Origin of the sequence: Myxococcus stipitatus DSM 14675, from assembly GCF_000331735.1 — a bacterium.
GTDB classification, from domain to species: Bacteria; Myxococcota; Myxococcia; order Myxococcales; family Myxococcaceae; genus Myxococcus; species Myxococcus stipitatus.
Genome location: NC_020126.1, coordinates 5,808,901 through 5,835,073, shown reverse-complemented (window position 1 = coordinate 5,835,073; position 26,173 = coordinate 5,808,901). Strand labels below are relative to the sequence as shown.

At 69.2% G+C, this 26,173-nt stretch carries 17 protein-coding genes, 1 tRNA gene and 1 pseudogene; 14 read left to right on the top strand and 5 right to left on the bottom strand.

The window, feature by feature from the left end:
- Positions 1 to 11: 11 nt before the first annotated feature.
- Entirely contained in the window at positions 12 to 5,090 is a 5,079-nt protein-coding gene (locus tag MYSTI_RS45345; RefSeq protein ID WP_015350065.1) for a tetratricopeptide repeat protein, read from the bottom strand.
- 219 nt (positions 5,091 to 5,309) lie between these two features.
- The gene (locus MYSTI_RS22360) at positions 5,310 to 8,228 is read right to left on the bottom strand and encodes a YncE family protein (protein WP_015350064.1); all 2,919 of its coding nucleotides are present in this window, start codon (positions 8,226 to 8,228) and stop codon (positions 5,310 to 5,312) included.
- 102 nt (positions 8,229 to 8,330) lie between these two features.
- Between MYSTI_RS22360 and MYSTI_RS22355 the strand changes: the two genes are divergently transcribed.
- From MYSTI_RS22355 to MYSTI_RS22345, 3 genes are all read left to right on the top strand, one after another.
- Complete coding sequence (locus MYSTI_RS22355) at positions 8,331 to 9,266, top strand: pirin family protein (protein ID WP_201768919.1); 936 nt, start codon at positions 8,331 to 8,333, stop codon at positions 9,264 to 9,266.
- 48 nt (positions 9,267 to 9,314) lie between these two features.
- Positions 9,315 to 10,103: a DUF4336 domain-containing protein gene (locus MYSTI_RS22350; RefSeq protein ID WP_015350062.1), complete on the top strand. Its 789-nt coding sequence runs from the start codon at positions 9,315 to 9,317 to the stop codon at positions 10,101 to 10,103.
- 154 nt (positions 10,104 to 10,257) lie between these two features.
- The gene (locus tag MYSTI_RS22345) at positions 10,258 to 10,539 is read left to right on the top strand and encodes a hypothetical protein (protein ID WP_233277928.1); all 282 of its coding nucleotides are present in this window, start codon (positions 10,258 to 10,260) and stop codon (positions 10,537 to 10,539) included.
- Positions 10,540 to 10,626: 87 nt separating this feature from the next.
- Here MYSTI_RS22345 and hutH read toward each other — a convergent pair whose 3' ends face one another.
- On the bottom strand, positions 10,627 to 12,150 hold the full coding sequence (hutH, locus tag MYSTI_RS22340) for a histidine ammonia-lyase (protein ID WP_015350060.1): 1,524 nt from the start codon (positions 12,148 to 12,150) through the stop codon (positions 10,627 to 10,629).
- Between the two features lie 109 nt (positions 12,151 to 12,259).
- On the opposite strand from hutH, the gene MYSTI_RS22335 reads away from it, so the two are divergent.
- The 5 genes and pseudogenes from MYSTI_RS22335 to MYSTI_RS22320 all read left to right on the top strand — a co-directional run bounded on the left by MYSTI_RS22335 (position 12,260) and on the right by MYSTI_RS22320 (position 17,426).
- Positions 12,260 to 13,537, top strand: a complete 1,278-nt coding sequence (locus MYSTI_RS22335) for an aspartate kinase (protein ID WP_044900557.1) — start codon at positions 12,260 to 12,262, stop codon at positions 13,535 to 13,537.
- Positions 13,538 to 13,541: 4 nt separating this feature from the next.
- On the top strand, positions 13,542 to 13,958 hold the full coding sequence (locus MYSTI_RS22330) for a ComEA family DNA-binding protein (RefSeq protein ID WP_015350058.1): 417 nt from the start codon (positions 13,542 to 13,544) through the stop codon (positions 13,956 to 13,958).
- A gap of 9 nt (positions 13,959 to 13,967) precedes the next feature.
- Positions 13,968 to 14,069: pseudogene (locus MYSTI_RS45735) on the top strand (zinc-ribbon domain-containing protein); the annotation flags it as partial.
- Positions 14,070 to 14,864: 795 nt separating this feature from the next.
- Positions 14,865 to 16,097, top strand: coding sequence for a coiled-coil domain-containing protein (locus MYSTI_RS44765; RefSeq protein WP_052351044.1), 1,233 nt, complete (start codon positions 14,865 to 14,867; stop codon positions 16,095 to 16,097).
- A 144-nt stretch (positions 16,098 to 16,241) separates the two neighbouring features.
- The gene (locus MYSTI_RS22320) at positions 16,242 to 17,426 is read left to right on the top strand and encodes a glycosyltransferase family 2 protein (protein WP_015350056.1); all 1,185 of its coding nucleotides are present in this window, start codon (positions 16,242 to 16,244) and stop codon (positions 17,424 to 17,426) included.
- 11 nt (positions 17,427 to 17,437) lie between these two features.
- Here the strand turns inward: MYSTI_RS22320 and MYSTI_RS22315 are convergent, their stop codons facing one another.
- Positions 17,438 to 18,295 (bottom strand): CHAP domain-containing protein, encoded by an 858-nt coding sequence (locus MYSTI_RS22315; RefSeq protein WP_015350055.1) that lies wholly within the window; start codon positions 18,293 to 18,295, stop codon positions 17,438 to 17,440.
- A 135-nt stretch (positions 18,296 to 18,430) separates the two neighbouring features.
- Between MYSTI_RS22315 and MYSTI_RS45340 the strand changes: the two genes are divergently transcribed.
- The 6 genes from MYSTI_RS45340 (at position 18,431) to MYSTI_RS22285 (ending at position 24,805) form a co-directional block, all read left to right on the top strand.
- The gene (locus MYSTI_RS45340) at positions 18,431 to 20,122 is read left to right on the top strand and encodes a serine/threonine-protein kinase (protein ID WP_015350054.1); all 1,692 of its coding nucleotides are present in this window, start codon (positions 18,431 to 18,433) and stop codon (positions 20,120 to 20,122) included.
- Between the two features lie 13 nt (positions 20,123 to 20,135).
- A complete protein-coding gene (locus MYSTI_RS22305) occupies positions 20,136 to 22,208 on the top strand; it encodes an ATP-dependent helicase (protein ID WP_015350053.1) in 2,073 nt (690 codons plus the stop codon).
- Between the two features lie 93 nt (positions 22,209 to 22,301).
- Positions 22,302 to 23,918, top strand: a complete 1,617-nt coding sequence (locus MYSTI_RS22300) for an Hsp70 family protein (protein ID WP_015350052.1) — start codon at positions 22,302 to 22,304, stop codon at positions 23,916 to 23,918.
- A gap of 12 nt (positions 23,919 to 23,930) precedes the next feature.
- Positions 23,931 to 24,356: an SCP2 sterol-binding domain-containing protein gene (locus MYSTI_RS22295; RefSeq protein ID WP_015350051.1), complete on the top strand. Its 426-nt coding sequence runs from the start codon at positions 23,931 to 23,933 to the stop codon at positions 24,354 to 24,356.
- A gap of 15 nt (positions 24,357 to 24,371) precedes the next feature.
- Positions 24,372 to 24,644, top strand: a complete 273-nt coding sequence (locus MYSTI_RS22290; RefSeq protein WP_015350050.1) for a hypothetical protein — start codon at positions 24,372 to 24,374, stop codon at positions 24,642 to 24,644.
- A gap of 89 nt (positions 24,645 to 24,733) precedes the next feature.
- Positions 24,734 to 24,805: transfer RNA gene (locus MYSTI_RS22285), tRNA-Val, on the top strand.
- A 152-nt stretch (positions 24,806 to 24,957) separates the two neighbouring features.
- On the opposite strand, the gene MYSTI_RS22280 is transcribed toward MYSTI_RS22285, so the two are convergent.
- Entirely contained in the window at positions 24,958 to 25,932 is a 975-nt protein-coding gene (locus MYSTI_RS22280) for a TerC family protein (RefSeq protein ID WP_015350049.1), read from the bottom strand.
- Positions 25,933 to 26,173: the final 241 nt, after the last annotated feature.

Here is a 26,173-nt window from a genome sequence, read left to right as displayed (position 1 = left end):
CAGCCGTCACGCTACAGCGACAGTCCCAGCCGCTGACGCAGCCGGAAGAAGTCGTCCGTGAAGGACCACGCGAGCAACGTGCGCAGCCGCGTTCCATCCCGCACCGCTTGGATGACGGGCTCGGGAGCGTCCAGCTTCGCGCCCGCGTAGTTCGGGTCCTCGCGCAGCACCATGCCCAGGCCCACGGACACGTCCCCGGTGATGAGCAACCCGGCCCGGTCCGCCGAGGAGTCCAGCGCATCCAGCCAGGGCGACAGCTCCAGCTTCGCGACGTCCCCCAGCGCCATCGCCGGGCTCTCCAGCGCCTTGATGGCCTTGCGTGAGAAGGCCTTGCGCAGCTGCTTCACCGTCTCGTCGTTGCGTCGCCCCATCGCGGCGAACTGCGGCGCGTGGATGCGCACCGCGCTGCCGAAGAGGTCCGCCGTCTCGCCCTGGGACAGCTTCTCCAGCACCGCCGCCTTGTTGAGCAGGCCCATCGCCGCGCGGCCCAGCAGGAACTTCTGCTCCCGGGCGTTGAAGCGCCGCACCACGTCCTGGCCGATGCACACGGACATCGGCTCGGTGGTCTCCAGCACGGCCAGGCCACGACGCGACTGGTACGCGTCGAACTCCTCCACGCCGAACACCTGCGCCACGCCGCGGATGGCCTTGTACACGGCGCTGTCCGGCTTGAGCTTGTCCGTCTTGGGATTGACGCCGACGATGTCGAAGCTCGGGGGATACACCTTCTCGAGCTGGTCGCCGATGGCGCGCAGCACCTCGAGCAGCGGCCCGCGGACACCCGGATGCAGCAGCACGGTGTCCACGTCCGTCGACGTGAGGGCCTCGCGAGCCTCCTGCGCCAGCCGCGTGCGGCCCTCCGTGTAGAAGGCCAGCTCCACCTCGTTCGCCGAGCGCAGGAACTGCAGCACCGACGCCACGCAGAACGCCTTGTCGAGCTGCCGCAGTCCCTCCCACAGCTTGAACAGCGCATGCAGGCTGTCCACGCGCGTCGGGTCCTGGCGGAGGATCTGCCGGTGCTCCTCGACGGCCAGGGGCACGGACGAGGTGTCCCGCGCATACAGCCCCGCGAGCGCCGAGCGCGCCGCGAGATGGGCACCGTCGCTGTCGACCACCTGGCGGTACAGCGCGGTGGCGCGCGCGGGCTCGGACAGCGGGCCGGCGTACAGCTCCGCCACCCGGATGCGCAGCGCCGCGGCCCGCTTCGGGTCCGCCGCCGAAGCCGAGGACTGCGCCTGCGCCTCCAGCATCTGCGCCAGCTCCGGCAGGTTGCGAGCCCGCTCGTACAGCGTCACGAGCCGGTCCACCAACGCCGGGTCTCCCGGCGAGAGCTCCATCGCGCGGCGATACAGCGGGGTGGCCGCGGCCGCGTCGCCCAGTCCCTCGTCGTAGGTGCGCGCCAGGTCCAGCGTGAAGCGCGCCCGCGACTCCACGGGCAGGTCTTGCTGCAGGAGCTTGTGCAGGCAGTCCACCGCGCCGGTCCAGTTGCGGGCCTGCGCATGGATCGAGGCCAGCCGCTCCAGCGCCTCGATGTGCCGAGGCTGCGAGGAGAGCACGGTCATCAGGTGCGCCGTGGCGCGCGTCGGGTCCTGCAGATGCGTCTGGTACAGGCCGCCCAGCGTGAGGTGGAACGCCGCGAGCGTCCGAGGGTCTCCCCCTTGCTGCACGCGCTGGCTCAGCATGGCCGCGGCCTCCGCGTACTGCTGCGCCTCCAGGAGCAGCGAGCCGCGCAGCTCCAGCGCCTCGACATGGCCCGGCTGCGCCATGAGCGCCTTCTCCAGCAGCGCCACCGCGCGAGTCCTGTCGCCCAGGGCCGCATGGTGGAGCCGCGCCGCGCTCACGAAGCCCGTGGCCGCCGCGGTGCTGTCCTTCTGCGCCAGCTTCGCCTCGGCGCGCCGCTCATGCAGCGCCGCCAGGTCCGCGGAGCCCCCGCGCTGGGCGAGCAGCTCCTCCAGCCCCGCCTGCGCGGCCGGGTGCAGCGGGTCTCTCTCCAGCGCCTGCTTGTAGAGCGCCGCCGCGCCGTCCGTGTCCTTCTGCACGAGCGAGGCGAGCCGCGCCGCGCCGATGAACGCCTCGATGGCGCCCCGCGGGTCCTTGCTGAGCCGGGCCTCGGTCTCCAGCGCGGCCCGAGCCTCGGCCGCATCCCCGCGCCGCATCGCCACGCGCCGCGTCCCCTGCAGCGCCGGGATGCAATGCGGTTGCAGCTCCAGCGCCTGCTTGTAGAGGGCCGCCGCGCGCTCCAGGTCCCCGAAGCGGACCTCCGCGAGCTCGGCCGTGCGCAGGAGCATCTCCAGTGCTTCATCGGCGTCGCGGGCGTGGGCGAGCCGCAGCGTGTAGAGCCGCGCGAGGCCCGCCACGTCACCGGCGAGCCGCAGGGAGCGCTCCAGCGCGAAGGCGAGCCGCGCATCCGCCGGGTCCGCCTCGAAGGCGCGCTTGTACGCCTCCAGCGTTCCCTCGGCGGGGCCCTTGTCCAGGTCCACCGCCGCGGACAGGCGCAGCGCGGTGGCCAGGCGCGGGTCCTTCACGCGCTCGGCCAGGCGCTGACGCAGCTCCGCGCGGCGCGGCCGGTCCGACGCGCGGATGCGCTCCAACAGCGTGAGCGCGGTGAGGTTGCCCGCGTCCAGGCCCAGCACGGCCTCGCAGCACAGCGCCGCGCGCGAGGGCTCCTGGAAGCGGTCCAGATAGAGCCGCGCCAGCTTGAGGTACGCCGTCACCTTGGCCGCGGGCGTGCCGCCCACCTGCGTCTCCCGGTCCAGGATGGCCACCAGCTCCTTCACGTTGTCCTGCGCCAGGAACAACCGCTCCAGGGCGCGCAGCGTGGCGGCATGGCCCGGCGTGAGCCGCAGCACTTCCTGATACGTCTCGATGGCCAGCTCGGGCCGCTGGAGGGCGTCCTCCCAGATGACCGCGGCCTGGAACAGCGCGTTGGCGCGCTCCAGCGGGTCCGTGCGGTTGGCGGCCTCCTCGCGCAGCATCTCCACCAGGTTCTCCCACGCGCCCTGCGCCCGGTAGATGCGGGCCAGCGCGCGCAGCGCCGGGAAGTAGCTGGGCGCCAGCATCAGCGCCTCCTGGTACGACGCGATGGCCTCGTGCTCGCGAGACATCCGCTGCTCGTACAGCTCGCCAATCTTGTAGATGAGCGCGGCGGCCTGCTCGGTGGACGTCGAGCTCTCCGACTCCGCCCGGTACATGTCCACCAGCTTCTCCCAGCGGCCGTCCTGCGCGTACAGCCGGCCCAGAGCCTTGAGCGCGGGCAGGTACGAGGGAGACAGCGCCAGCACGCGCTCATACGCGGCGATGGCGCCCGGGCGGTCCTTCAGGTTCTCGTCGAGGATCTCCGCGTTGCGGTGCAGGAGCGACAGCACCTGCTTGGTGTCGCCCGCGAGCGACGCCTCCAGGTCGTGCGTCTCCAGCAGCTCCCGGTAGCGGCCCGCGCGCTCGTACAGCCGCGCCAGGTTGCGGATGGTGGGCAGGTGGTCCGACGCCAGGTCGAGGATGCGCTTCATGCACTCGATGGCGTGGTCCAGGTCTCCCAGCCGGTCCTCGTACACGCCGGCCATCTTGTTGAGCGTGGTGATGAGCTGGTCCCGGTCCGACGTCTGGAGCAGGTCCTGTTCGAACATCGCCACCAGCTCCGCGAAGCGGCCCTGTCGCTCGAAGAGGCGGGTGAGGGCCTTCTGCGCGGGGAGGTAGCCCGGCTGCAGCTGGAGGCACGAGTTGTAGCGGGAGATGGCGTCCTCCTGCCGACCCAGCCGCTCCTCGAGAATCTCCGCCGCCTTGTACATGCGCGCGGCCTTCTGCTTGGCGTCCTCGGCGGCGGCGACCTCCGCGTCGAAGACGGAGACCAGCCCCTCCCAGTTCTGCATGCGGTAGTAGAGCTTGCCCAGGCCGGCGAGCGCCGCGGCGTGGCCGGGGATGCGCGCGACGATGGCCTGATAGCGCGCCGCCGCGTCCACCTCGCGCTTGAGGACCTCCTCGTAGAGCGCGGCCAGCCGCAGGTTGGTGGCCACCAGCTCGCTCTCGTCGTTGAGCGAGCCCACGCGCGCGAGCAGCACGTCCGCCAGCTCCTCGTAGCGGCCCTGCGTCTCGTAGATGCCGGCCAGCTCGCTGAGCACCAGGGGCTCATGCGGCGCGGCGCGGCGGCCATCCAGGAGCGCGGCGAGCGCCTCTTCCTTCTGGCCGATCCGCTCGTGCACCTTGGCGATCTGCAGGTACGCGGGAGCGGCCTGCGACCCCAGGAGCGACGCCTCGGCGGTGAGGGCCTCGAGCAGTTCGTCGGTCCGGCCCTCGCGCTCCGACACGCGCTTGAGCGCGGCGAGCAGCAGCGGGTCCGTGCGGTCCAGCGCGAACGCCTCGCGCAGCAGGGCGGCGGCGGGCTCGCGCTGCTTGAGCCGCTCCTCCAGCAGCAGGCCCGCGGACGTGAGGTAGTGCGCGCGCAGCGACGGCTGCTGCACCGCGGCCGCGAGGAGCCGGTAGACCTCCACCAGCGCGGCGGCGTCGTTGCGCGCGGCGTAGACGGACTCCAGCTGCGTGAGGACCACCACGTCCGTGGGCCGGCGCTCCAGGCACTGGCGCAGGCACGCGGAGGACTCGTCGTCGCGAGACAGCCGCTCCTGGAGGACGATGCCCTTCTCGAACAGGAGCGCGGCCTGGTGGCGCGTGTCGTCGGTGGCGGCCAGCTCCGCGTCGAGCAACTGGATGACCATCTGCCAGTTGCCCACGTCCGCGAAGAGCCGGCGCGCGGCGCGGATGTTGACGAGGAAGCGGGGCGCCAGCTTGTAGGCGTTCTGGAACGCGACCGCCGCGTTGCGCGGATTCTTGAGCGGCTCCTCCCAGAGCAGCCCCACCTCGTGGAAGAGCACCGCGGCGGCCTGTCCGTCGGTGGTGCTCAGCGCGCGTGCCTCACGCTCCAGGGAGGCGATGCGCTCGCGGGCCTCGTCCTCCATGCTGGGCGAGGGGGGCGCCGCGGGCGCGGCCTGGACGGACTGGGTGAGGACCTCGCTGGCGGCGGGGGCGGGCTTCACGGGCGCTCCAGGAACCGGAGGCGCGGCCGTGACGGGGGCCCGCGGAATATCGTTGCGCTCGCTCATGGAAGGCCCGCTCCAGGGGCCAGGGCGTGGGTAGGGAGAATGGCCGCAGGCGGTCGTAACACGCGCTCGGCCGGTCCCTCAACTTCCCGACTTTCCTCGCGATTTGGGTGTCCGGATACCCGGGGAGCAGGCGGGCGCGAGGCCGGGACACCCCGTGGGAGCCCGTGGCGCGGACGGTCGGGGTTGTCCGCGCCACGGGGGTGTTTCAGCTCACGGCCTTCACGGGTGGCTCAGCGGATCCGCGGGGTGGGTGCCCGCGCGCCGCTCGTCGCCGTCGAGTGCTCCGTCCAGGTCCCGGTCGATGCCGATGCGAACGCCCGAGCCCGGAGGCACACACGTGTACGTCAGCGTTCCACCGTTCGACGTCGCGGCCGCGCGCAGGTGCGCATCGGACACGGGGCCCACGTCGTGGCGGTCCACGGTGAACTGGCCATTGCCGGTGTAGAGGAAGCCCGCTTCATGCGGGCCGAAGCGGCCCTTGGCGACCAGCTCGCACTCGCCCGCGTTGGCGCGAGCCACCATCAGGTTGATGCGAGGCCCGGCGACGGCGCCGAGGCCCGCCGTCAGCGTCACCTGCTGGCCCACGATGGGGGCCAGGTTGGTGTCGAAGGCGAGCATGAACTGCTCCATGTTCTTCTTGATGGCGTGGCCTTCCGGCGTATTGGGGATGCCCACGGCGTTCTGGATGGGGTCGAAGTCGAAGCCGCTGCCGAAGTTGAACAGGGTGGGGATGGAGCCGTCGCTGTTGAAGCCGAAGCCGCGAATCTGGTCCCCCATGAAGGGGTCGATGGGCTGCTTGCCGAACACGACGGGCGTGCCGAACATGCCGACCTTCTGGTAGGCGTTGCGCAGATGCGGCACCCGGGGGAAGAACGTCGACACGTCGAAGGACGACCGGCCGTCCGAGCCGAAGAACCCCTTGAACGGGCCCTCTCCCGGGTTCCCGTTCGGGTCGATGGTGTGGCACGCGGCGCAGGCGCCGTGGAAGAACGACGTGGTGTTCACGAAGAAGTCCCGGCCGGCCTGCTGCGCGGGCGTCAGGACATTGTCGAGGTTGCGGATGGGGTTGGGCGGGTAGGCGACCTGGAGGATGAAGTCGGTGAACTTCTGCATCTGCTCCGGGGGCAGCTGCGCGCTGCGGCCCAGCAGGTCCATGAACGCCGGGTTGAACTGCTTGAAGCCCTCCGCTTCGTTGAAGGCGCCGCTGTTGGGCTGGAGGCTGGGAGCGGTGAAGCCTCCGTTGCGGTCGCCGCGCCAGTGCATGGGGCCATGGTTGGCCATGCCGCGAAGGCTCTGCGTCGACAGGGGCCCCTTCAGCGGGTGGAAGGACGTGTTCTGGCCGAACGTGGGGTCATCGCCGAACTCGGGCAGGTTCGGGACGATGGGGTTGGGGTTGGCCTTCACGTCGAGGTCCGGGTTGCCCAGGTTCCACGACAGGCTGTCGAAGTCACCGAAGATGTGACAGCTGCCGCAGGACGAGTCGCCGTGGCTGGAGCTGTTGCGGGCGTCGTAGAGGAACGGGCGACCTTCCACCACGCTGCGAGGCTCCGGGTTGAACATGGACAGGTGGGCAATCTCCTGGCGCGTCGTGGTGTTGATGACGGAGATGCTGTTATCGAAGCGCGTCAGCACGTAGATGCGGCGGCGGGACTCATCCAGCACGAGGCCCGTGGGACCTCCGCCGGTGAGCTGGATGTGGTTCGCGCTGTTGGGCACGAAGGTGTCCGTCTCCAGGGCCGCCGTGGAGTAGATGCCCAGCTTCGACGAGCCGAACGCCGCCACGTACAGCGTCGCGCCATCCGACGTCACCGCCATGCCCGTGGGCTGCGCGAGGCTCTTCTCGCTCACGGGGTTGGGCGTGGGCGCGCAGCACGTCGAGTAGTCGATGTGCTTGTTGAGGTGGCGCGGGGTGACGCTGGAGGCGCCCAGCACGGTGATGCGGCTCTCGTGCAGGTGGCCGCGCAGGGAGGAGCCGGCGTAGGTGCCGGGGCCCTCGAAGCGCAGGTCGTTCCGGGCGTCCGTGTTGCTGACGTACACCTTCCCGTTGGCGGGGTTGACGACCATGTTGAAGAGGATGGTGCCCACGCCGGAGAAGACGCCGCCGGGGCCCGTGACAGCCGCGGGCGGGTTGGCGGTGGCGTTGATGGCGAAGACGTCCTTGTCGGGCAGGGTGAAGCGGACCTTGGACGTCCACGAGCGGCCCAGCACGTCCAGCCACTCCTGTCCTTCCTGCTTGAGGATGATGGACGTCTCGTGGGCGGGGATGCCCGCGTAGTTGGTGTTGGGACCGGGGACGCCGCCCACGGCCTCGCCGCCATCCGGGACCGCGTCCTCGTGCAGCGCCGTGGTGCGGTTGCCGGAGTGGAACGCCGCCGCGTAGACGCGTGAGCCGTCGGGCGTCACCGCCAGCGCGCGAGGCGTGTCCGCGAAGAACGTCAGGATGTTGAGCGGCGTGCCGCCGAGCGTGTTGCCCAGGTTGTCCGAGTCGAAGACCCAGACGTCCGCGCGGCCGATGCCCGGCGTGGTGAGCTGGGGGTTGAACGGGGCATTCTGTCCGCGGTGCGCGGCGGTGATGAACGCGCGCCTGCGGCCGTGGCCCGCGAAGACGATGTCGCGGGGCTCATCGCCCACGAGCAGCGTCCGCGTCACCGTTCCACCCTGGCCCTCGTCATTCACCCGGACGACGCTGATGCTGTCCGACAGGTGGTTGACGACCCAGACCTCCTCGTTCGTGCGAGCCGCGACGGCCACGGGCTCCAGGCCCACGGGCACGGAGCCTCGATGGCTCAGCCCGTTGTTGCCGACGCGAAAGATCTCCAGACGGTTGTCGGGGGTGTTGACGGCGAAGAGCAGCTTTCCATCCGGCGAGAGGGCCAGGGGACGAACCTGTCCGCTCTCGAAGACGGTGAAGTGGGCAGCGGAGGCCTCGCCGCCGAGGAGTCCTCCTATCAGCAGCAGGGCTGCGACAATGACTCTCGAGATACCAAGGTGAACTGACGTGTGTGTGATTCTCAAGACACCCTCCAGGGAGAGTTGCGGTTCCCTTCCTCCGCCAGCGGCGCTGGGCGAAAGGGAACGCTGAATCTTCGTTGGATTCAGGGTGAGGCGTAAATGCTGACATCTCCTTTTGGGCTTCATTCCTGCCGGAGGGATGGACAGCCTTGGGCCACTTCGGCGAGAACCGCTGTTCTGTGCGGGCAAGCCGTACTTTTACAAGGGTGTGTACGAATGGCTTGGAAGATGCCTGAAGAGCCTTTTATTGATGGAGATCCAGGGTCCGCGCTGGAGACGGTGATTGTTCCTCGCACGAGGGACTTGGGGGATGGGTTCGAAGTGCGCCGGGCCTTGCCTTCGTCGAGGCGGAGGATGGTGGGGCCGTTCATCTTCATGGACCAGATGGGGCCGGCCATTCTCCAGTCGGGGAAGGGGTTGGACGTGAGGCCTCATCCCCACATCGGACTGGCGACGGTGACGTATCTCTTCGAGGGAGAGATTCTTCACCGCGACACGTTGGGGAAGGTCCAGGCCATTCAGCCAGGCGCGGTGAACTGGATGGTGGCGGGGCGCGGCATCGCGCATTCGGAGCGAACCCCTCCGGAGGTGCGGGCTCATGGCAGCCGGCTGTTTGGCATTCAGTTCTGGGTCGCGCTGCCCGGGCGCCACGAGGAGGACGCGCCTTCGTTTGTCCATACACCCGCGGAAGCATTGCCGGTCATTCAAGACCCAGGGTTGGAAGTGCGCCTCATCGCGGGGGGGATGTATGGGGCGCGTTCGCCAGTCCAGACGCAGTCCCCGCTCTTCTATGCGGATGTAAAGCTTGACGCGGGGACACGCATCCAGGTGCCTGTCGAGCACGAGGAGCGCGGTCTCTTCGTCGCGGAGGGGGAGGTGGAGGTCGGGGGACAGGGATATGGCCCGGGTCAACTCCTGGTGCTTCGTCCAGGGGCGCAAGTGGTGGCGAAGGGCGGGGGGACGTCGCGCTCCCGGCTGTTGCTCTTCGGGGGCGAGCCCATGGACGGACCGCGTCACATCTGGTGGAACTTCGTGTCGAGCTCGAAGGAGCGCATCGAGCAGGCCAAGGAGGACTGGAAGGCGGGCCGGATGGGGCAGGTTCCTGGCGAGACGGAGTTCATTCCGCTGCCGGAAGCCGAGCCGAACGTGCCGCGTTATCCCTGAGCCGATACGGATGGATGGGATGAGCAGGGATTGGGTAGTGTCGGGCACATGACATCTGGAAACCGCGCGAGCGCTGATGCTCCCGTGGAGTGGTCCGACGGAATCGGTCTCTACACTCCGCTCTCGACCCTCAAGCCGTTGGCGGAGGACCTCTGGATGGTGGACGGCCCCGTGGCCAGGATGAGCATGGGCCCGGTGTCACTGCCGTTCCCCACGCGGATGGTGGTGGTCCGGCTGCGCTCCGGGGGCTTGTGGGTGTGGTCGCCCACGGCGCCGACACCGGAGTTGTTCGCGGAGGTCGACGCGCTGGGGCCAGTGGAGCACCTGGTCTCACCCAATCGACTCCACTACATGGCCATCTCCGCCTGGAAGGCTCGCTACCCGAAGGCGACGGCGTGGGCTTCTCCGGGTGTCCGTGAGCGCGCCCGCTCGCAAGGCTTCGACGTCACCTTCGATGCGGACCTGGGTGATGCGCCGCCGTCCGCGTGGGCGGAGGACCTCCACCAGCTCATCTTCCGAGGCAGCCGCTACATCGAAGAGGTCGTGTTCTTCCACAGGGCTTCTTCGACGTTGATTGTCGCGGACATGGTCCTGGCGCTCGAGCCCGAGCGTGTCCACACGCGCTTCCGCTGGCTGTTGTCCCTGGGGGGAGCGATGTGGCCGGGCCAGACGCCTCGCGAGGTCCAGGTGACGACGTGGGGGCGCAAGGCACGGGCGCGTGAGTGCTTGCAGCGGATGATGGATTGGAAGCCCCAGCGCGTCGTGGTGGGCCACGGCCGCTGCTATCTCGACGACGTGCCAGCCCGACTCGAGCGCGCGTTCTCCTGGTTGCGTTGACGCACGTGTGCGTCGTGTATGGGGATGCAGGCTGGTTGTTGCTATTCACTTCGGGTGTTGGTCGTGTTCTCTTTGAGTGTTTTGCGTGCTATTCTTTGAATGCTGTGAAGTCCAGACTTTGTCCCTGGAGGCACGCATGCATGCAAGAAGGCTCATGAGCGGAATGTTGTTCGCGGTGGGGCTGATGCTCGCGGGGTGTGGTGGGTCCCCGGTGGATGACGTCGAGGCGCAAGACCTGGGGACGCGCGAGGACCGCGTCCCGGATTGCTCGGGCTCGACGACCGGGACGCTCTACTATTCCGATGCCACCTATCGGTACTGGGTGGGCTACAGCGGCTGTGGTTGTGGGCGATGGACTCAGTGGGGGTCCTCGTCCGCATACAGAACGACCACCGATTTGTGCCCGGTTCGGCCGGAGGACGTCATTCCAGACTGAGTCCTCGTCGCGCTGAACGAGAACGGCCCGCCCGGGAGTGCTCCGGGGCGGGCCGTCGTCATGTCAGCGGCGGATGCGAAGCGCCGCTCAGGCGGTGGCGGAGCGCACGGCCTCGATGATGGCGCCGGAGTCGACGAGCTGGGTGACGGCCTCGATGTCCTTGTGCAGCTCCCGGTCGCGGTCCATGTGCGGCACCTTCGAGCGGATGAGCTCGTACGCGGCCAGCGCGCCCTTGCCCGGCTTCACCGGCAGGCGGAAGTCCAGGGCCTGCGCCGCCACCAGCATCTCGATGGCGAGGCACGAGCGGGTGAAGTCGCTCACCTGCCGGCCCTTGAGCGCCGCCGTCATGCCCATGGACACGTGGTCCTCGCGGCCCGCCGACGACGGAATCGAGTCCACCGAGGCAGGGTGGCTGAGCACGCGCGACTCGGCCACGAGCGCCGCGCTGGTCACCTGCGCGATCATGAAGCCCGAGTTCAACCCCGAGTTCGCGAGGAACGCGGGCAGGCCCGACAGCAACGGGTTCACCAGCTGCTCCACGCGCCGCTCGCTGATGGAGGACAGCTGGGTGAGCGCCATGGCCACCACGTCCATTGCCAACGAGATGGGCTGCCCATGGAAGTTTCCGCCGGAGACGATGCGCTCCGTCTCCGTGAAGACGAGCGGGTTGTCCGTGGCGCTGTTGACCTCCACCTCGAGGATGCGCCGAGCGAAGGCCAGGCCCTCGCGCGCCGCGCCGTGCACCTGCGGCATGCAGCGCAGCGAGTACGGGTCCTGCACCTTGCTGCAGTTGACGTGTGTCTCCACCAGCTCGCTGTTCTTCAGGATGCGCCGCAGGTGCGCCGCGCAGTCCTTCTGGCCGGGATGGGCTCGGATGTCGTGAATCTCAGGGATGAACGGCTTGTGGCTGCCGAGCAGGCCCTCCAGCGTCATGGCGCCGGCGACGTCCGCGAGCGAGGCGAGGGACTCGGCGCGAAGCTGGAGCAGGGTGCCCACCGCGCACATGGCCTGGGTGCCGTTGACCAGCGCCAGGCCCTCCTTGGCCTCGAGGATGACGGGCTGGAGGCCCGCGCGCTCCAGCGCCGCTCGCGCGGGGAGCCGCTGGCCCTGATAGTAGGCCTCACCCTCGCCGATGAAGACGAGCGCCAGGTGGGCCAGGGGCGCCAGGTCACCCGACGCGCCCACGCTGCCGCGCTCGGGGACGACGGGGACGACGTCCCGGTTGATCATCTCCAACGCCAGCGCGAGCGTCTCCGGACGGACGCCGGAGTAGCCCTTGGCGAGAACGTTGCAACGAAGCAGCAACAACGCGCGGGCCTCGCCGAGCGGCAGGGGCGTGCCGACACCGCAGGCGTGAGAGAGGATGAGGTTGCGTTGCAGGTCCCTGAGGTCCTTCTTGTCGATGCGCACCTCGGCCAGGGTGCCGAAGCCCGTGTTGATGCCGTAGGACGGGGTGTCTCCCGCGGCGACCCGGTCCACGAGGGCTCGCGAGGCACGAACGCGGGCGGCGGCCTCGGGGGCCAGCTCCACGGTGACCTCGTTGCGAGCGACCTGGAGGATCTGCTCCAGCGTCAGGGTGTCACCGTCAATCAGGATTCGAGGGCGCGACATTGGGGCTCCAAGAGTTGGCGAGGTCTAAGGTCAGCGGCAGCGGGGCTTTACACCCGGGAGCGGTGCTCGTATAGCTCCGCGCGATTGACGCAGGGAGGTCATGGAGCCCGTGGCACTCATCGTCCAGAAGTACGGTGGTACCTCCGTGGGTGACACCGAGCGGATGAAGAACGTCGCTCGTCGGTGTCTGGCTGCACAGCGTGCGGGGCACGACGTGGTCGTCGTCGTCTCCGCCATGTCCGGGGAGACGAACCGGCTGCTCAAACTCGTGGCCCAGATAACCGACCGGCCGGACGAGCGGGAGCAGGACGTGGTCGTCGCCACGGGTGAGCAGGTGTCCATCGGCCTGGTGGCCATGGCCATCCACGCGCAGGGCGGCAAAGCGACGAGCTTCCTGGGGCACCAGGTCCGCATCGTCACCGACAGCACCTTCTCCAAGGCGCGCATCAAGAGCATCGACGCGCAGCCCATCCGCTCGGCGTTGGCCAAGGGCCACATCGTCGTGGTGGCGGGTTTCCAGGGCGTGGACGAGGAGGGGAGCGTCACGACGCTGGGGCGCGGAGGCTCGGACACGACGGCGGTGGCGGTGGCCGCCGCGCTCCAGGCGGACGCGTGTGAAATCTACACGGACGTCGATGGTGTCTATACGACGGACCCGAACATGGTTCCCGCCGCGCGCAAGCTGGAGCGCATCGCCTACGAGGAGATGCTGGAGCTGGCGAGCGTGGGCGCGAAGGTGCTGCAGATTCGCTCTGTCGAGTTCGCCATGAAGTACAAGGTGCCGCTCTGGGTGAAGTCTTCGTTCTCCCAGGACCCGGGCACCCTCGTTTGCGAGGAGGACAAGTCCATGGAGGACGTGCTGGTCCGCGGCGTGGCGTATGACCGGAACGAGGCGAAGATCACCGTCAGCGGGGTGCCGGATGTGCCGGGCATCGCGGCGAAGATCTTCGGGCCGCTCGATGAGAAGCACATCGTGGTGGACCTCATCGTCCAGAACCCGTCGAAGGACGGGCGCACGGACCTGACCTTCACGGTGGGCAAGTCCGACTTCGCCAAGGCGCAGGAGGTGGTGCGCAAGGCGGCGGCGGAGATTCAGGCCCTGGGCATCGAGACCGACGACAACATCGCCAAGGTCTCCATTGTCGGCGTGGGCATGCGCAACCACTCGGGCGTGGCGGCGAGGATGTTCACGGCGCTGTCCTCCGAGGGCATCAACATCCAGATGATCTCCACCTCGGAGATCAAGGTCTCGTGTGTCGTGCACTCCAAGTACACGGAGCTGGCGGTGCGCGCGCTGCACACGGCGTTCGGGTTGGACCAGCCGTTGCCTCCGGAGGGTGTGGTGACCGTGTCGGAGACGGCGGCCCTCAAGGGCGAGAAGGTCTGAGCCGGTGGCGAGGCGCACCGCGGCGCTCGCGGTCGTGGCGTTGGGGGTGATGGGGTTGGGGGCGGTGGTGCGCTCGCGTTGGCCGGATTCCGCGTCAGCGTTGGATTGTCCTCCGGACCTGGTGCGGCTGCGCGCGGATGGCGTGGCCACGTGTGGGGAGGGGGATTGGCCGACGGGGGCGCGGGCGCTGGCATTGGGGAGGCGGTTGGACCTCAATGTCGCCACGGCGGAGGAGCTGGCGTTGTTGCCGGGAGTGGGGGCTTCGCTCGCGAGGAGTCTGGTGGAGGCGCGCGAGGTGGCGGGCGGGTTCGGGAGTTGGGAGGCGGTGGACGAGGTGCCTGGAGTCGGGGCTGCCCGGTTGAAGACCCTGCAGACGGCCACGGTGCTGGGGGCGGCGCCCGATACGGGGGCTGTGTGGTAAGCACGCGACGTGCAGATCTCCTGCCCTCAGTGCTCGATGCAGTACGCCCTCGACGCTCGGCTGCTGCCGCCGAGCGGGGCGTCGATGCAGTGCACACGGTGTAACCATGTGTTCATGGTGGTGCCTCCGACGGAGGCGCCGCGCCCGGTGCCCGGGCCTGTGGAAGAGGCGGGGGGGCGCACACCGAGCGGCTCGTGGGCCTCGACGCCCGCGTCGATGAAGACGCAGCTCTTCGGTTCAGGCCAGACGCCGCCGAGCGGGCAGGGTGCGGTGGTTCCGAATACGACGCAGACGTTCGGGGCGGTGGGGCAGGGCGTCTCGAATACGACGCAGACGTTCGGGGCGGTGGGCGCAACGGGACAAGCTGCTCCGACTCCCGCGCGGACCTTGGGCGCGACGGGACACGCCGCATCGAACACGACTCAGACGTTCGGCGCGGTAGGCGCGACCGTAAACGCACACCCCATCCCGAACACGACGCAGACGTTCGGCGCGGTAGGGGCGAATGCAGCCGCGCAACCCATTCCGAACACGACGCAGACGTTCGGCGCGGTAGGGGCGAATGCAGCCGCGCACCCCATTCCGAACACGACACAGACGTTCGGCGCGGTAGGGGCGAATGCAAACGCACACCCCATCCCGAACACGACACAGACGTTCGGCGCGGTAGGCGTGACCGCAGCGGCTCCGGCCGTTTCGAACACGACGCAGACGTTCGGCGCAGTGAGCTCGGGTCACAGCGGCCAGACGATTCCGACTTCGACGCAAGTGTTCGGCGCCGCGAAGCCCGCGCAAACTGCTCCGCCGTCGAGCGCCCCCGTCACCCTGGGGGGCCCGGAGTCCGCCTCATCTCCGAGCAGTTCTCCCGTCTTCCCGGGGAACGCGCAGGCCCCCATCGGGCGCACCATGACCTTCGGTGCCGTGACAACCGATGCCCACGGTGCGGCCGCGACCCCATCGCTCCCAGGCGAGAGCCCGCTGCGGCCCGAACCCGATGCCACGGCGGGAGCACCGCGGGCCACGCAACTCTTCGGCGCCGCCGCCCCCGAGCCCGCCCAGCGAAAGACGTCGCTCTACGGTGGCGCATCGGGCGCGGAGCAGCCCCTTCCGCGCGTGCTGCTCCCCGTGGATGAATCACCCATCGGAAGCCCCAAGGCGAGCAGCGACAAGCAACCCGCCTACCTCCGGGGCCCGGTGTCCCTGCCTCCCGAGCTCCTCGCCGCATCGCGAGACTCCGCTCAGGACGCCCCGGGCGCGAAGCCAGCGAATCGCGCATCTCCTATCGTGTGGGGACTGCTTGTGGTGGGCGGAGTGCTCCTCGCGGGAGTGCTCGCCTATCCCGCCTGGCGTGACCGCGATGCGAACATGCCGACCGCGGCGGTCACCGCGAAGGACGAGGCCGCAGCGCTCCTCCGCCGGGACGACGAAGTCACTCGCGCCACCGCCATCGACAGCCTCAAGCGTCTGACTGTCGCGCATCCGAAGTACGTCGAGGCCCGCGCGGAGCTTCTCGTCGCGTTGAGCCTGCGCCTGGGCGAACTCCAAGCCGAAGTCGAAGGTCTCCGCCTCCGCGCCGAGCAGCTCCAGCGCGAGATGGGCACCCTCGAACCGGACTCCCTCGAGCTCGTCGCCCGCGCGGAAGAGCTCTCCGAGGCGACGCGTCTCGGTGGCCCGCTGAAGGCGGACCTCACCCGGCTCCGCGACGAAGTGGATGCCCTGGCCGCGACCCTCGAGCCAGCCCCGGAAGTCGAGCCCACGCCCGCCCTCGTGGCCCGAGTGAAGGCACGAGCCCTCCACGCCGCCGTGAGAGCCTCCCCCGACGCCCTGGCCCTGGCGGAGCGTCTGCGCAACGTCGAGAGCGCCCCCAAGGTCTGGAGCACCCTCGCCCGCGCCGAGTACGTCCTCAGCTCCGGCTCCCCGCCCACCTCCGTCGAGCAATCGAAGAAGGACCTCGAGGCCCTCCGCGAGGCGGACGGAACGCTGCTGCGAGCACACGTCCTGGGCGCGCGGATGGCCCTGCGCCAGGAGGACAAGGCGTCCGCCCGTTCACTTCTGGACGTCGTCCACGCCCTCAATCCCAACCACGAAGTGGCGCGCAAGCTGCTCAAGCAGCTCGAAGCCCACGGCTCCAAACCCTGAACAAACGCAAGGCGAATGACTGGATAAATTCCAGTCACGACGCTCGAGGTCCACGCGAAGCCTCTCGCCACAGGCGGAGCGCGGGGCATGCCTCTTGCTCATCCCCCGGGTGGAATCGGGGACTGGGTTTGGGAGGCAAGGTCGATGGCGGAAGTCTTCTTCTGGTGCGCCGCATTGCTGCTGGCGCACACATATTTTCTGTACCCGTTGAGCCTCTTCGTTCTGGATGGGGTGGCGCAGGTGGTGCAGAACATCCGGGCGATGCGAGGGAGTGACGCGGCCGAGGACCTCGTGGCCAGCCGCTCGCCGGCGCCCTCGGTGAGCCTGGTCGTCGCCGCGTACAACGAGGCGTCGTGCATCGAGCAGAAGCTCGAGAACAGCCTCGCCTTCGACTATCCCGCCGAGCGCTTCGAGGTGCTGATCGGCTCGGACGGTTCGACGGATGGGACGGACGAGCACGTGCTCCGGTGCCAGGATGAGCGGGTGCGTCTGTCGCCAGCGCCGCGCGCGGGCAAGACGACGGTGCTCAATCGCTGCATCCCCGCGGCCCGGGGCGACATCGTGGTGCTCTCGGACGCGAACACGATGATTGAGCCGGACGCGGTCCAGAAGCTGGTGCGGCACTTCGAGGACCCGGAAGTGGGGGCCGTCTGCGGCAAGCTGCGGCTCTTCAATCCGACGAAGAAGGACTACGAGGAGAGTGCGTACTGGAGCTACGAGTCCCTCATCAAGCTGTACGAGGGGCGCCGAGGCGCCGTGGTGGGCGCCAACGGGGGGCTGTATGCCATCCGCCGCACGCTCTTCACCCAGCTCCCCCCGTCCACCATCGTGGATGACTTCGTCATCCCGCTGCGCATCCTCGAGAAGGGCTACAAGGTCGTCTACGAAGAGGGCGCCGTGGCCCACGAGGAGACGACGGAGGACTACGGCAAGGAGTTCGGCCGCCGAGCGAGAATCGCCGCGGGCAACTTCCAGAGCCTTCGCATGGTGCCGGGGCTCCTGCTCCCCACGGCGGGCTTCCCGGCGTTCGCGTTCTGGTCCCACAAGCTCCTGCGCTGGTTCGCGCCGGCGTTGATGGGCGTCGCGCTGGTGGCCAACCTGTTCCTGCTCGACAGCGTGTTCTACCGCTTCACCTTGCTGGCGCAGGGGCTGTTCTACGCGCTGGCGTACCTGGGGAAGGTGGGGGCGCTGAAGCGGGGCACGGCGAAGCGGGTGGCCTCGGTGGCCTACTACTTCGTCACGATGAACCTGGCCATCGTCGTGGGCTTCTGGCGCTTCCTGCGCAACTCGCAGCGCGCCGCGTGGGACCGCACCGCTCGAGCGTCCTGACGCCGCGGGCGCTACCGGAGGGCCACAGGAATGGGGGCGGGCTTCTTCGGCGCGGGGGACAGGGGCAGCACGCTTCCGTAGGAGGAGAAGAGCTGCCCGGTGAGGACCGGGTCCCTGTTGGGGCCCGGGTGGCGGAGCAAGTCATTGAGGACTTCGCCCGTCTTCGGGTCCCGAGGCAGGTGGGGGCGGTCCAGGTTCATGCGGTAGCGCACGACGCCCCGGTTCACGCGGTGGATGACGGTGACGGTGCCCCGGGCGTCCACGTCCTCGACGATGCCGACGTGGGTGAGGCCGTCGTTGCGGCGGCCGTCCCGGTTCTGGTCATACGTCTCGCGGAAGAAGACGAGGTCACCGGGCACCGGGCGGCCGTCCTCGTACACGCGGCCATGGGCACGAGCGTAGCGGTAGAGCGCCGTGACGCCGTTGTCGCCGGGCTTGAGGGTGCCTCGGAAGGACAGGCCGGCCTGGGCATAGACACCCTCGATGAGGCCCGTGCAGTCCGCGGGGTACTTGCGCCCGTCGAAGGTGACCTGGGGCTTGCCGACCACGGAGCGGGCGGCGGCAATCACCGTCGCGCGGGCCTGGGGAGAAACGGCGCGAGGGGCCCTCGTGCTCACGGCCACGGTGGCGGGCTTGCCCTTCGGAGGCTTCGACGCGGTGGCGCGCGCGGGCGGGCGCCGGGCGGCGGGGGCCTTGGGCTCGGCGGAAGACGCCACCGCGCTCGACAGGGACTCGCGCGGGAAGGCGGGCGGGGAGGCGGAGTGGTAGCGGACGGCATACGAGTCCAGCCACGGCTCCAGGCGGTTGGAGGGGGTGGCGCATCCGGTCGCCATCATCGCGAGCCATCCCATCAGCGTGAGCCACCGCATGCGCGACCTCCCTGTAGCGTCCTGAGGCACCCATGCTCCCCCCGCACGGGTGTGTCGTCAAAAAACCTACCCAGGCAACCGGCCATGGCGGCTCGGGTTTCCGGGTGCGCCCGGGTGCGGTATTGCTGAGGGAGAATGGTCTCCCTCCGCCGCGCCGTCGTGGTCCTCGTGTTGTCCGCTGGCTGCATGCCATCCCCGTATGACCGCGCCGCGAGGACGGACACGGTGGAAGCCTACCGCGCCTTCTTGCGAGAACATCCCACGCACCCGGACACCGACGCCGCCGAGGCGCGGATGGAGGAGCTGGAGTTCGAGGAGGCGAAGCGCCTGCACACGGTGCTCGCCTACAAGCGCTTCCTGAGCGTGTACACGGACGGGCCGCACGCGCGCACCGCGAGGACGCTGCTGGAGGGCTTGCGCTTCAACGCCGCGAAGGAGGCCGCGACGGTGGCGGCCTGGCGCCAGTTCCTCCAGGAGCATCCGGACGGCACGCAGCGCGACGAAGCGAAGCGGTTGATGGCGGAGGTGGAGTCGCAAGAGCTCGCCACGACGCAGGACCCCCGGCGGCTGGCCGAGTACCTGCGTGAGAAGCCGGATGACCCGCGTCGCCTTGAGGTGGAGTCCCGCCTGGACGCGCAGGCGTTCGAGCAGGCGAAGGCGGCGGGTGCGACGAAGCTGTTCGGCTACCTCAAGGAGTTCCCGGCCGGCACGCACCGCGAAGAGGCGCGCATGCTGTTGCTGGAGCTGGAGGTCGAGGGGCTCCTCGTCTCGGGCCTGGTGGACGAGGCGGAGGCGCGGGTGAAGGGGCATCCGCTGGGGAGCAAGCTCACCGCGTTCCCCGCGCGCCTCGCCCGAGCTCGCGCCGAGCGGGCCGCGCTCAACCACCCCGAGCCGCTCGTCCGGGCCGCCTACGTGGGGCACTACCTCCGGGACCTCGAGGACCTGAAGCGCGCGCTGGTCGCGCCGGATGCGCTGGACCGCTGGCAGGCGGCGGAGGAGCTGGGGCAGCACGTCTCCGTGCGCGCATTGGACCCGCTGCTGGACACGCTGCGCGCCGCTCGCAACCCGTTGATCCGCCAGAACGCGCTGGAGTCGCTGCGCACGGTGCTGGCCGCGCTGCCGAAGCCGGTGGCGGAGTATGAGATTGCCTCGCGGCTGGACGCCCTGCGCGAGAAGGCCAGCAGCGCGGAGATGTACCTCACGGTGGCGGTGCTCCTGGACCTGTCGGGCCAGCTGGGCCAGGCGTCCACGGAGTACCAGCGCGCCTTCGACTCCGGTGTGCCGGACCCGGTGGTGCTGCGCCGGTGGGTGGACATCCGCGAGAGCCGCAAGCAGCCCTTCTCCGCGGCGGTGGCGGCGCGTCAGCTCGCGGTGTGGGCGCTGAGCGTGGCGCGCGAGGAGACGGTGTCTCCGGAAGGCAAGGTGCCGCTGGCCTCGGCGCGGCAGCTGTGCGCGGCGGCCGTCAACGCGCGGTTCGCGGCGGCGGCCATCGCCCGGGCCCGCGCGGCCTCCACCGAGTTCCCCGAGGACCTGGCCGAGTTCGAGCGCCGGGCCGAGGAGGCACGCCGGCTGTCGGAGGCGCGGCTGGCGGACGCGGAGCTGCTCCTGCGGGAGCAGACGCCGGGCGTGCGGACGTGCGCGGACCGGGGCGTCTCCGAGCGGCTGGAGGGTGGGGTGAAGGAGCGCACCCAGGCCCTGGCCTCGGTGGGCGCGAAGCTGCCCCAGGTGGGGCGCGTCCTGCTGGAGCTGGCCCGGGAGAGAGACCCGTCGCCCGAGGTGCGCGAGGCGGCGTCCTCGAGGCTGACCGCGCTCAAGCCGGTGCCCTAGAGTCCCGGGCCCCATGTCCACCTCGCCCACGCTCGCCCCGGCGAGCTCCTCGTCGCGCATCGACTACGCCGGGCAGCTCAACGAGGAGCAGTTGCAGGCGGTGGATGCGGCGGCGGGGCCGGTGATGGTCATCGCTGGAGCGGGCTCCGGCAAGACGCGCACGCTCACCTTCCGGGTGGCGCGCATGCTGGAGCGGGGTGTCCTCCCCGAGAACCTGCTCCTCCTGACGTTCACCAACAAGGCGGCCCGGGAGATGTCCCGGCGCGTGAAGGAGCTGGTGGGCTCCTTCGTGGACGTGGAGCGCATCCTCGGAGGCACGTTCCACCACGTCGCGCACACGTTGCTGCGGCGGCACGCGAGCGCGCTGGGGTACTCGGAGCGCTTCACCGTCCTGGACCGGGAGGATGCCCGGGACTTGATGGTGTCCTGCCTGGCCGAGCGCAAGCTCAAGAGCGACAGGCGCATCCCCCGACCGGAGCTGATGCTGGAGCTGGTGTCGCTGGCGACGAACCTCCAGCAGTCCCTCTCGGACGTCCTCGTCGACCGGCGCCCCCTCTTCGTGCCCATGGCCCCCGAGGTGTTCGTCACGGCGACGCGCTACCGGCAGCGCAAGGCGCAGCTGCACCTGATGGACTTCGACGACCTGCTGCTCAACCTGAAGCGGCTTCTCGTCGAACAGCCGGCGGTGCGTGCCGAGCTGGCGGAGCGCTTCCACAGCGTCCTCGTGGACGAGTACCAGGACACCAACAAGCTCCAGGGGGAGCTGGTGGATCTGCTCGCGGGGGAGCGCGGCGACCTGACGGTGGTGGGCGACGACTGCCAGTCCATCTACAGCTTCCGGGGCGCGCACTTCGCCAACATCATCGACTTCCCCGAGCGTCACCCGGGCTGCGCCGTCTTCACGCTCACGCGCAACTACCGCTCCACTCCGGAGGTCCTCCAGCTCGCGAACGCCGTCATCTCCCGGAACGAGCGGCAGTTCCCCAAGGTGCTCACGGCGCAGCGAGCCCCCGGGCCTCGGCCGGAGGTCGTGCCGGCGCTGGACGCGGCGGATCAAGCCCGCTGGGTCGTGGAGCGAATCACGGCGCTGCGCGAGGGCGGGCTCCCCTTGGAGGCGATGGCCGTCCTCTACCGCGCGCACAACCACTCGCTGGAGCTCCAACTGGAGCTGGCCCGTCGGAGCATCCCGTTCCGGGTCCGCTCGGGCGTCCGGTTCTTCGAGCAGCCCCATGTCAAGGATGTGCTGGCGCACCTGCGACTGGTGAACAACCCCGGGGACGAGCTCGCCTTCAAGCGGGTGGTGCGCGCGGTGCCAGGGGTAGGACCGACGACGGCGGAACACCTGTGGACGTCCCTGCGCGCGCTGCCGGAGGGCCTCCCCCTGGGAGAGGGCCTCGTGCGCGACGAGGTCCAATCCCACCTGTCTCGCAAGTCCCGGCCCGCCTTCGAGCGCTTCGCAGGGTTGATGGGGCGGATGGGACGTCCGGGGGCGGTGGCGGACCCGGGGGGCCTCATCGAGGAGGTCCTGTCCGGAGGGTACGCGCAGGCGCTCGCGGCCGAGGCGACCCCCGAGGACGGACGGGAGGAGGACCTGCGGCAACTCGCCGCGTTCGCCCGCCGGTTCGAGGACCTGCCGCGCTTCCTCTCGGAACTCGCGCTGGTCGCCGAGTTCGCCGCGAAGGAGGCCCTGGGGGCCGAGGCGGCCGGAGACGTCCTGACACTCTCGACGGTCCACCAGGCCAAGGGGCTGGAGTGGCGGGCCGTCTTCGTCCTCTGGCTGGTGGATGGGCGCTTCCCCATGTCCCAGGCCGCTCGGACGGCCGAGGAGGAGGAGGAAGAACGGCGGCTCTTCTACGTCGCCACCACCCGCGCGCGGGACGCCCTGGCGCTGGTGTACCCCCTGTCGGTGCTGCCCCGGGAGGGGGAGCGGATCCTGCTGCGCCCGTCCCGTTTCCTGGAAGAACTCCCGGCCGGGGAGGGGGCGCCCTATGAGCGGCTCACCCTGGCTTCCACCGAGGCGGTACGCGCGGGACCCTCCCTGGGGTCCGATGGCCCGGTGGCGCTCGTCTCCCCGGAGGAGGACTGACGCCCGGCGCCCAGAAACGCGCGCACAACGGCGCGACGTGATACAGAGTGGGGGACGGGGGCGCGTGCCCTGTGGCCCGCGCCCGTGAACTTCATGGCGGACAGACCTCGCATCGTCGGGATTGACCTGGGCACCACCAACACGCTGGTGGCGTCCGTGCGCAACCGCATCCCGAAGATCGTCCCCACGGACCGCGGCAACCTCATCCTCCCCACCGTCGTGGCCCTCTCGGGCAAGGGCGACCTGCTGGTGGGTGGCGTGGCCAAGGACCAGATGATCACCAACCCCCGGAACACGCTCTGGGGGACCAAGCGCCTCATCGGCCGCAAGTACCAGTCGAAGTCGGTGGAGGACCTGCGCGGCTCCTTCCCCTACGACATCGTCGAGGGGCCCAACGGCGACGCCGCGGTGATGATGGGCGGCAAGCTGTACTCGCTGCCCCAGGTCTCCAGCTTCGTGCTGGCCCAGCTCAAGACCATCGCCGAGCAGTTCCTGGGCGGCCCCATCGACGCGGCCGTCATCTCCGTCCCGGCCTACTACACCGACAACCAGCGCCAGGCGGTGAAGGAGGCGGGCCGTCTGGCCGGCTTCGACGTCAAGCGCATCGTCAACGAGCCGACCGCGGCCGCGCTGGCGTACGGGTTCAACCGGGGCCTGGACCAGAAGATCCTCGTCTATGACCTGGGCGGCGGCACCTTCGACGTCTCCGTGCTCCACCTGGCCGGGAATGTCTTCGAGGTCCTCGCCACCGGCGGCGACACCTTCCTGGGCGGCGCGGACTTCGACAACCGCATCATCGAGTACGTCCTGGAGCGCTTCCGCGAGGAGACCAAGGTCGACCTCACGGAGAACCCCATCGCGCTCCAGCGCATCAAGAACGCCGCCGAGGCGGCGAAGATCGACCTGACGCTGATCCCCAACGTCGTCATCGACCTGCCCTTCATCGACGAGCGCAAGGGCAAGCCGCTGGACCTGCGGATTCCCCTGACGCGCGAGTTCCTCAACAGCCTCACCGGCGACCTGGTGGACCGCACGTTCGAGATTTGTGATCGCGTGCTGGCGGAGAAGGGCATCGCCCGCTCCGAGATCGACGAGATCATCCTGGTGGGCGGCCAGAGCCGCATGCCGCTGGTGCAGCAGAAGATTCAAGCCCACTTCGGCAAGCCGCCCCGCAAGGGTGTCCACCCGGACGAGTGCGTGGCCCTGGGCGCGGCGCTCCTGGGGGACTCGCTGGGCAGCATCGACGCGGTGACGCTGCTGGACGCGGTGTCCATGCCCATCGGCTACGCGCTGCCCAACGGCCGCGTGAAGCGCATCATCGAGAAGAACTCCCTCATCCCGATGGTGAAGAGCTTCCGCCTTCCTCCGCCCAAGGAGTCCGGCTCGCAGTACATCGAGCTGGACATCTTCCAGGGGGACAGCGACCTGATGGTGGACAACGAGTATCTGGGGACGGTGCGCGTGTCGTCCGCCGCGGCGGGGCGGAAGATTGATTTCCGGCTCACCGAGGAGTGTCTGCTCCAGGTCGAGGTGGAAGACGCCAGCGGAATGCGGAAGGTGGACCTGGCCACGCGAGACACCCCGGAGCAGCTCAAGAAGGCGCTCCAGGAAGTCTCCGCGCGCAACACCCAGCAGGTGCCCAGCTCCAACGGCACCAGCGATGACCGGGGCCTCTTCTCCAGCATCAAGAGCATCTTCCGGAGAGGGTAGTAGGAGTAGGTCATGCCGAAGTTTCCGTCGAAGGAGTGGCTGGACGAGGCCGTCCGGCTCACGAACGAGGACCCCGAGTGCGCCGTGGCCGGCAAGGGCTGGAAGGGCGACTTCGGAGCCGTCATCGAAGCCGAGCCGGGCAAGCTGCCCAAGTCCTTCGTGGTGCATGTCGTCCCTGGGGACTGCCGCATCGAGAAGGCGCGTGTGCTCGCGGACCCCGATGACCTGGATGAGCTGGAGCCCGTGTATCTGGCGCGCGCGCCGTACACGGTCTGGAAGCAGCTCCTCCAGGGGACGTTGGATCCGGTGGAGGCGGTGCTCAAGCGCCGCATCACCATGAAGGGCGACCTTCAGCCGCTCATCGAGCGCATGAAGTACAAGGGCATCGCGGACCGCGTCTTCGCGCGGCTGCAAACGCAGTTTGTCGACGAGCCGTAGCTCGGGGGGCACGCCATGGGAATCCGCGATGGTCTGAAGAAGCAGGCGCTGGAGGTCTCCGGCAAGGCGATGGAGAAGCTGATGGCCGACGAGAAGCGGGCCATGGCCATCGCCAACGCCATCGGGAAGGTCCAGCGGGGCAAGCAGGCCCTGGACCGCGGTCAGGAGGAGCTGATGAAGGCGTTCCACTTCGCGCCGCGCAGCGACTTCAAGGCCGTGGGCAAGCAGCTGTCCGGTCTCAAGCGCCGCCTGCGGGAGTTGGACGAGAAGCTGGATGACCTCCCGTAGAAATTGCGTTGACACCTGAGGGAGCAGATGGCATCTAGCTCCCCGTCGCCGCCGCCGGTCGCACACGGACGGCGCGGCACACAGAGCAGGGGCGTATAGCTCAGCGGTAGAGCACTGCCTTCACACGGCAGGGGTCGCAGGTTCAAACCCTGCTGCGCCCAACAAGAAGAGGCCGTGAATCCAAGGGGAAACCCAAGGGTTCACGGCCTCTTCGCTTTTCGGCTCACGGCTTCTCGGCGCCCCGCGCGCTTCGGTCTGCTCGAGGAAGGGGCGCGCCCGGCTCGACTGCCAGGCGCGCCTCGGTGGGACGGCGTCAGCTCTCCGACGGCTTGGCCAGTGGATCCGCCGGCGGGTGCGCGGGCAGGTTCCGCGCCTTGATGAGCGAGGCGACGATGCTCGCGCCCAGCATGGTGGCGATGACGACCAGCGACACCATCGGGTGGATCTTCACGATGTCGATGATGGCCATCTTCGTGCCCACGAAGATGAGCACGCCCGACAGGCCCACCTTCAGGTAGCTGAACTTCTCCACCGCCCCGGCCAGCAGGAAGAACAGTGAGCGCAGGCCCAGGATGGCGAAGATGTTGGACGTGAAGACGATGAACGGATCACGCGTCACGGCGAAGATGGCCGGGATGGAGTCGAGCGCGAACAGGATGTCCGACGCCTCCACCAGCACCAGCGCCATCAACAGCGGCGTGGCCAGCTTGCGGCCGTTCTCCACGGTGAAGAAGTGGTGCCCGTCGAAGTTCGTGGTGGAGGGGATGACCCGGCGGGCCGTGCGCATCATCCAGCCTTCCTCGGGGTGGTCCTCCTTGTTGCGCTGGATGAAGAGCTTCACGCCCGTGATGATGAGGAACAGGCCGAAGACGTAGATGAGCCAGTGGAAGCGCTCCAGCATCGCCACGCCCGCGAAGATCATGATGGCCCGCAGGACGAGCGCGCTGAGGATGCCCCAGAAGAGCACCCGGTGCTGGTAGAGCTGGGGGATTCGCAGCGCCGAGAAGATGACGACGAAGACGAAGACGTTGTCGATGGAGAGCGACTTCTCGATGAGGTAGCCGGTGAGGAACTCCACCGCCGGTCCGCTCCCGAACTTCCACCACATGAACCCGTTGAAGACGAAGGCCAGGCTGATCCACACCGTGCTCCAGCCAAGCGCCTCCTTGAAGCCCACGACGTGGGCCTTCCGGTGGAAGACCCCCAGGTCCAGCGCGAGCATGGCGATGACGAAAGCGACGAAGCCGCCCCAGAGGACAGGACTTCCGACGGTATGTATGGGTTCCATAGGTGGGACTCAGATAAGAGCCGCCGTTCTCTTCGACAAATAGGGATTCCGGTCGCGCTCCATCGAAAAAACCGAAGGATGGACCCGGATTCGGGGCTGGTCGGGGGGACACCAGGCGGGCGCGGAGGGCTGGGGAAGGGCCGTGAGGGACGGTGGGTTGGGTGCCGTCCGGTTGGAAAATCAACAACACCGGGCCGTTGAGACCAACCAGGCGTCCCCGCACCGAGGCAATCCTGGCCTC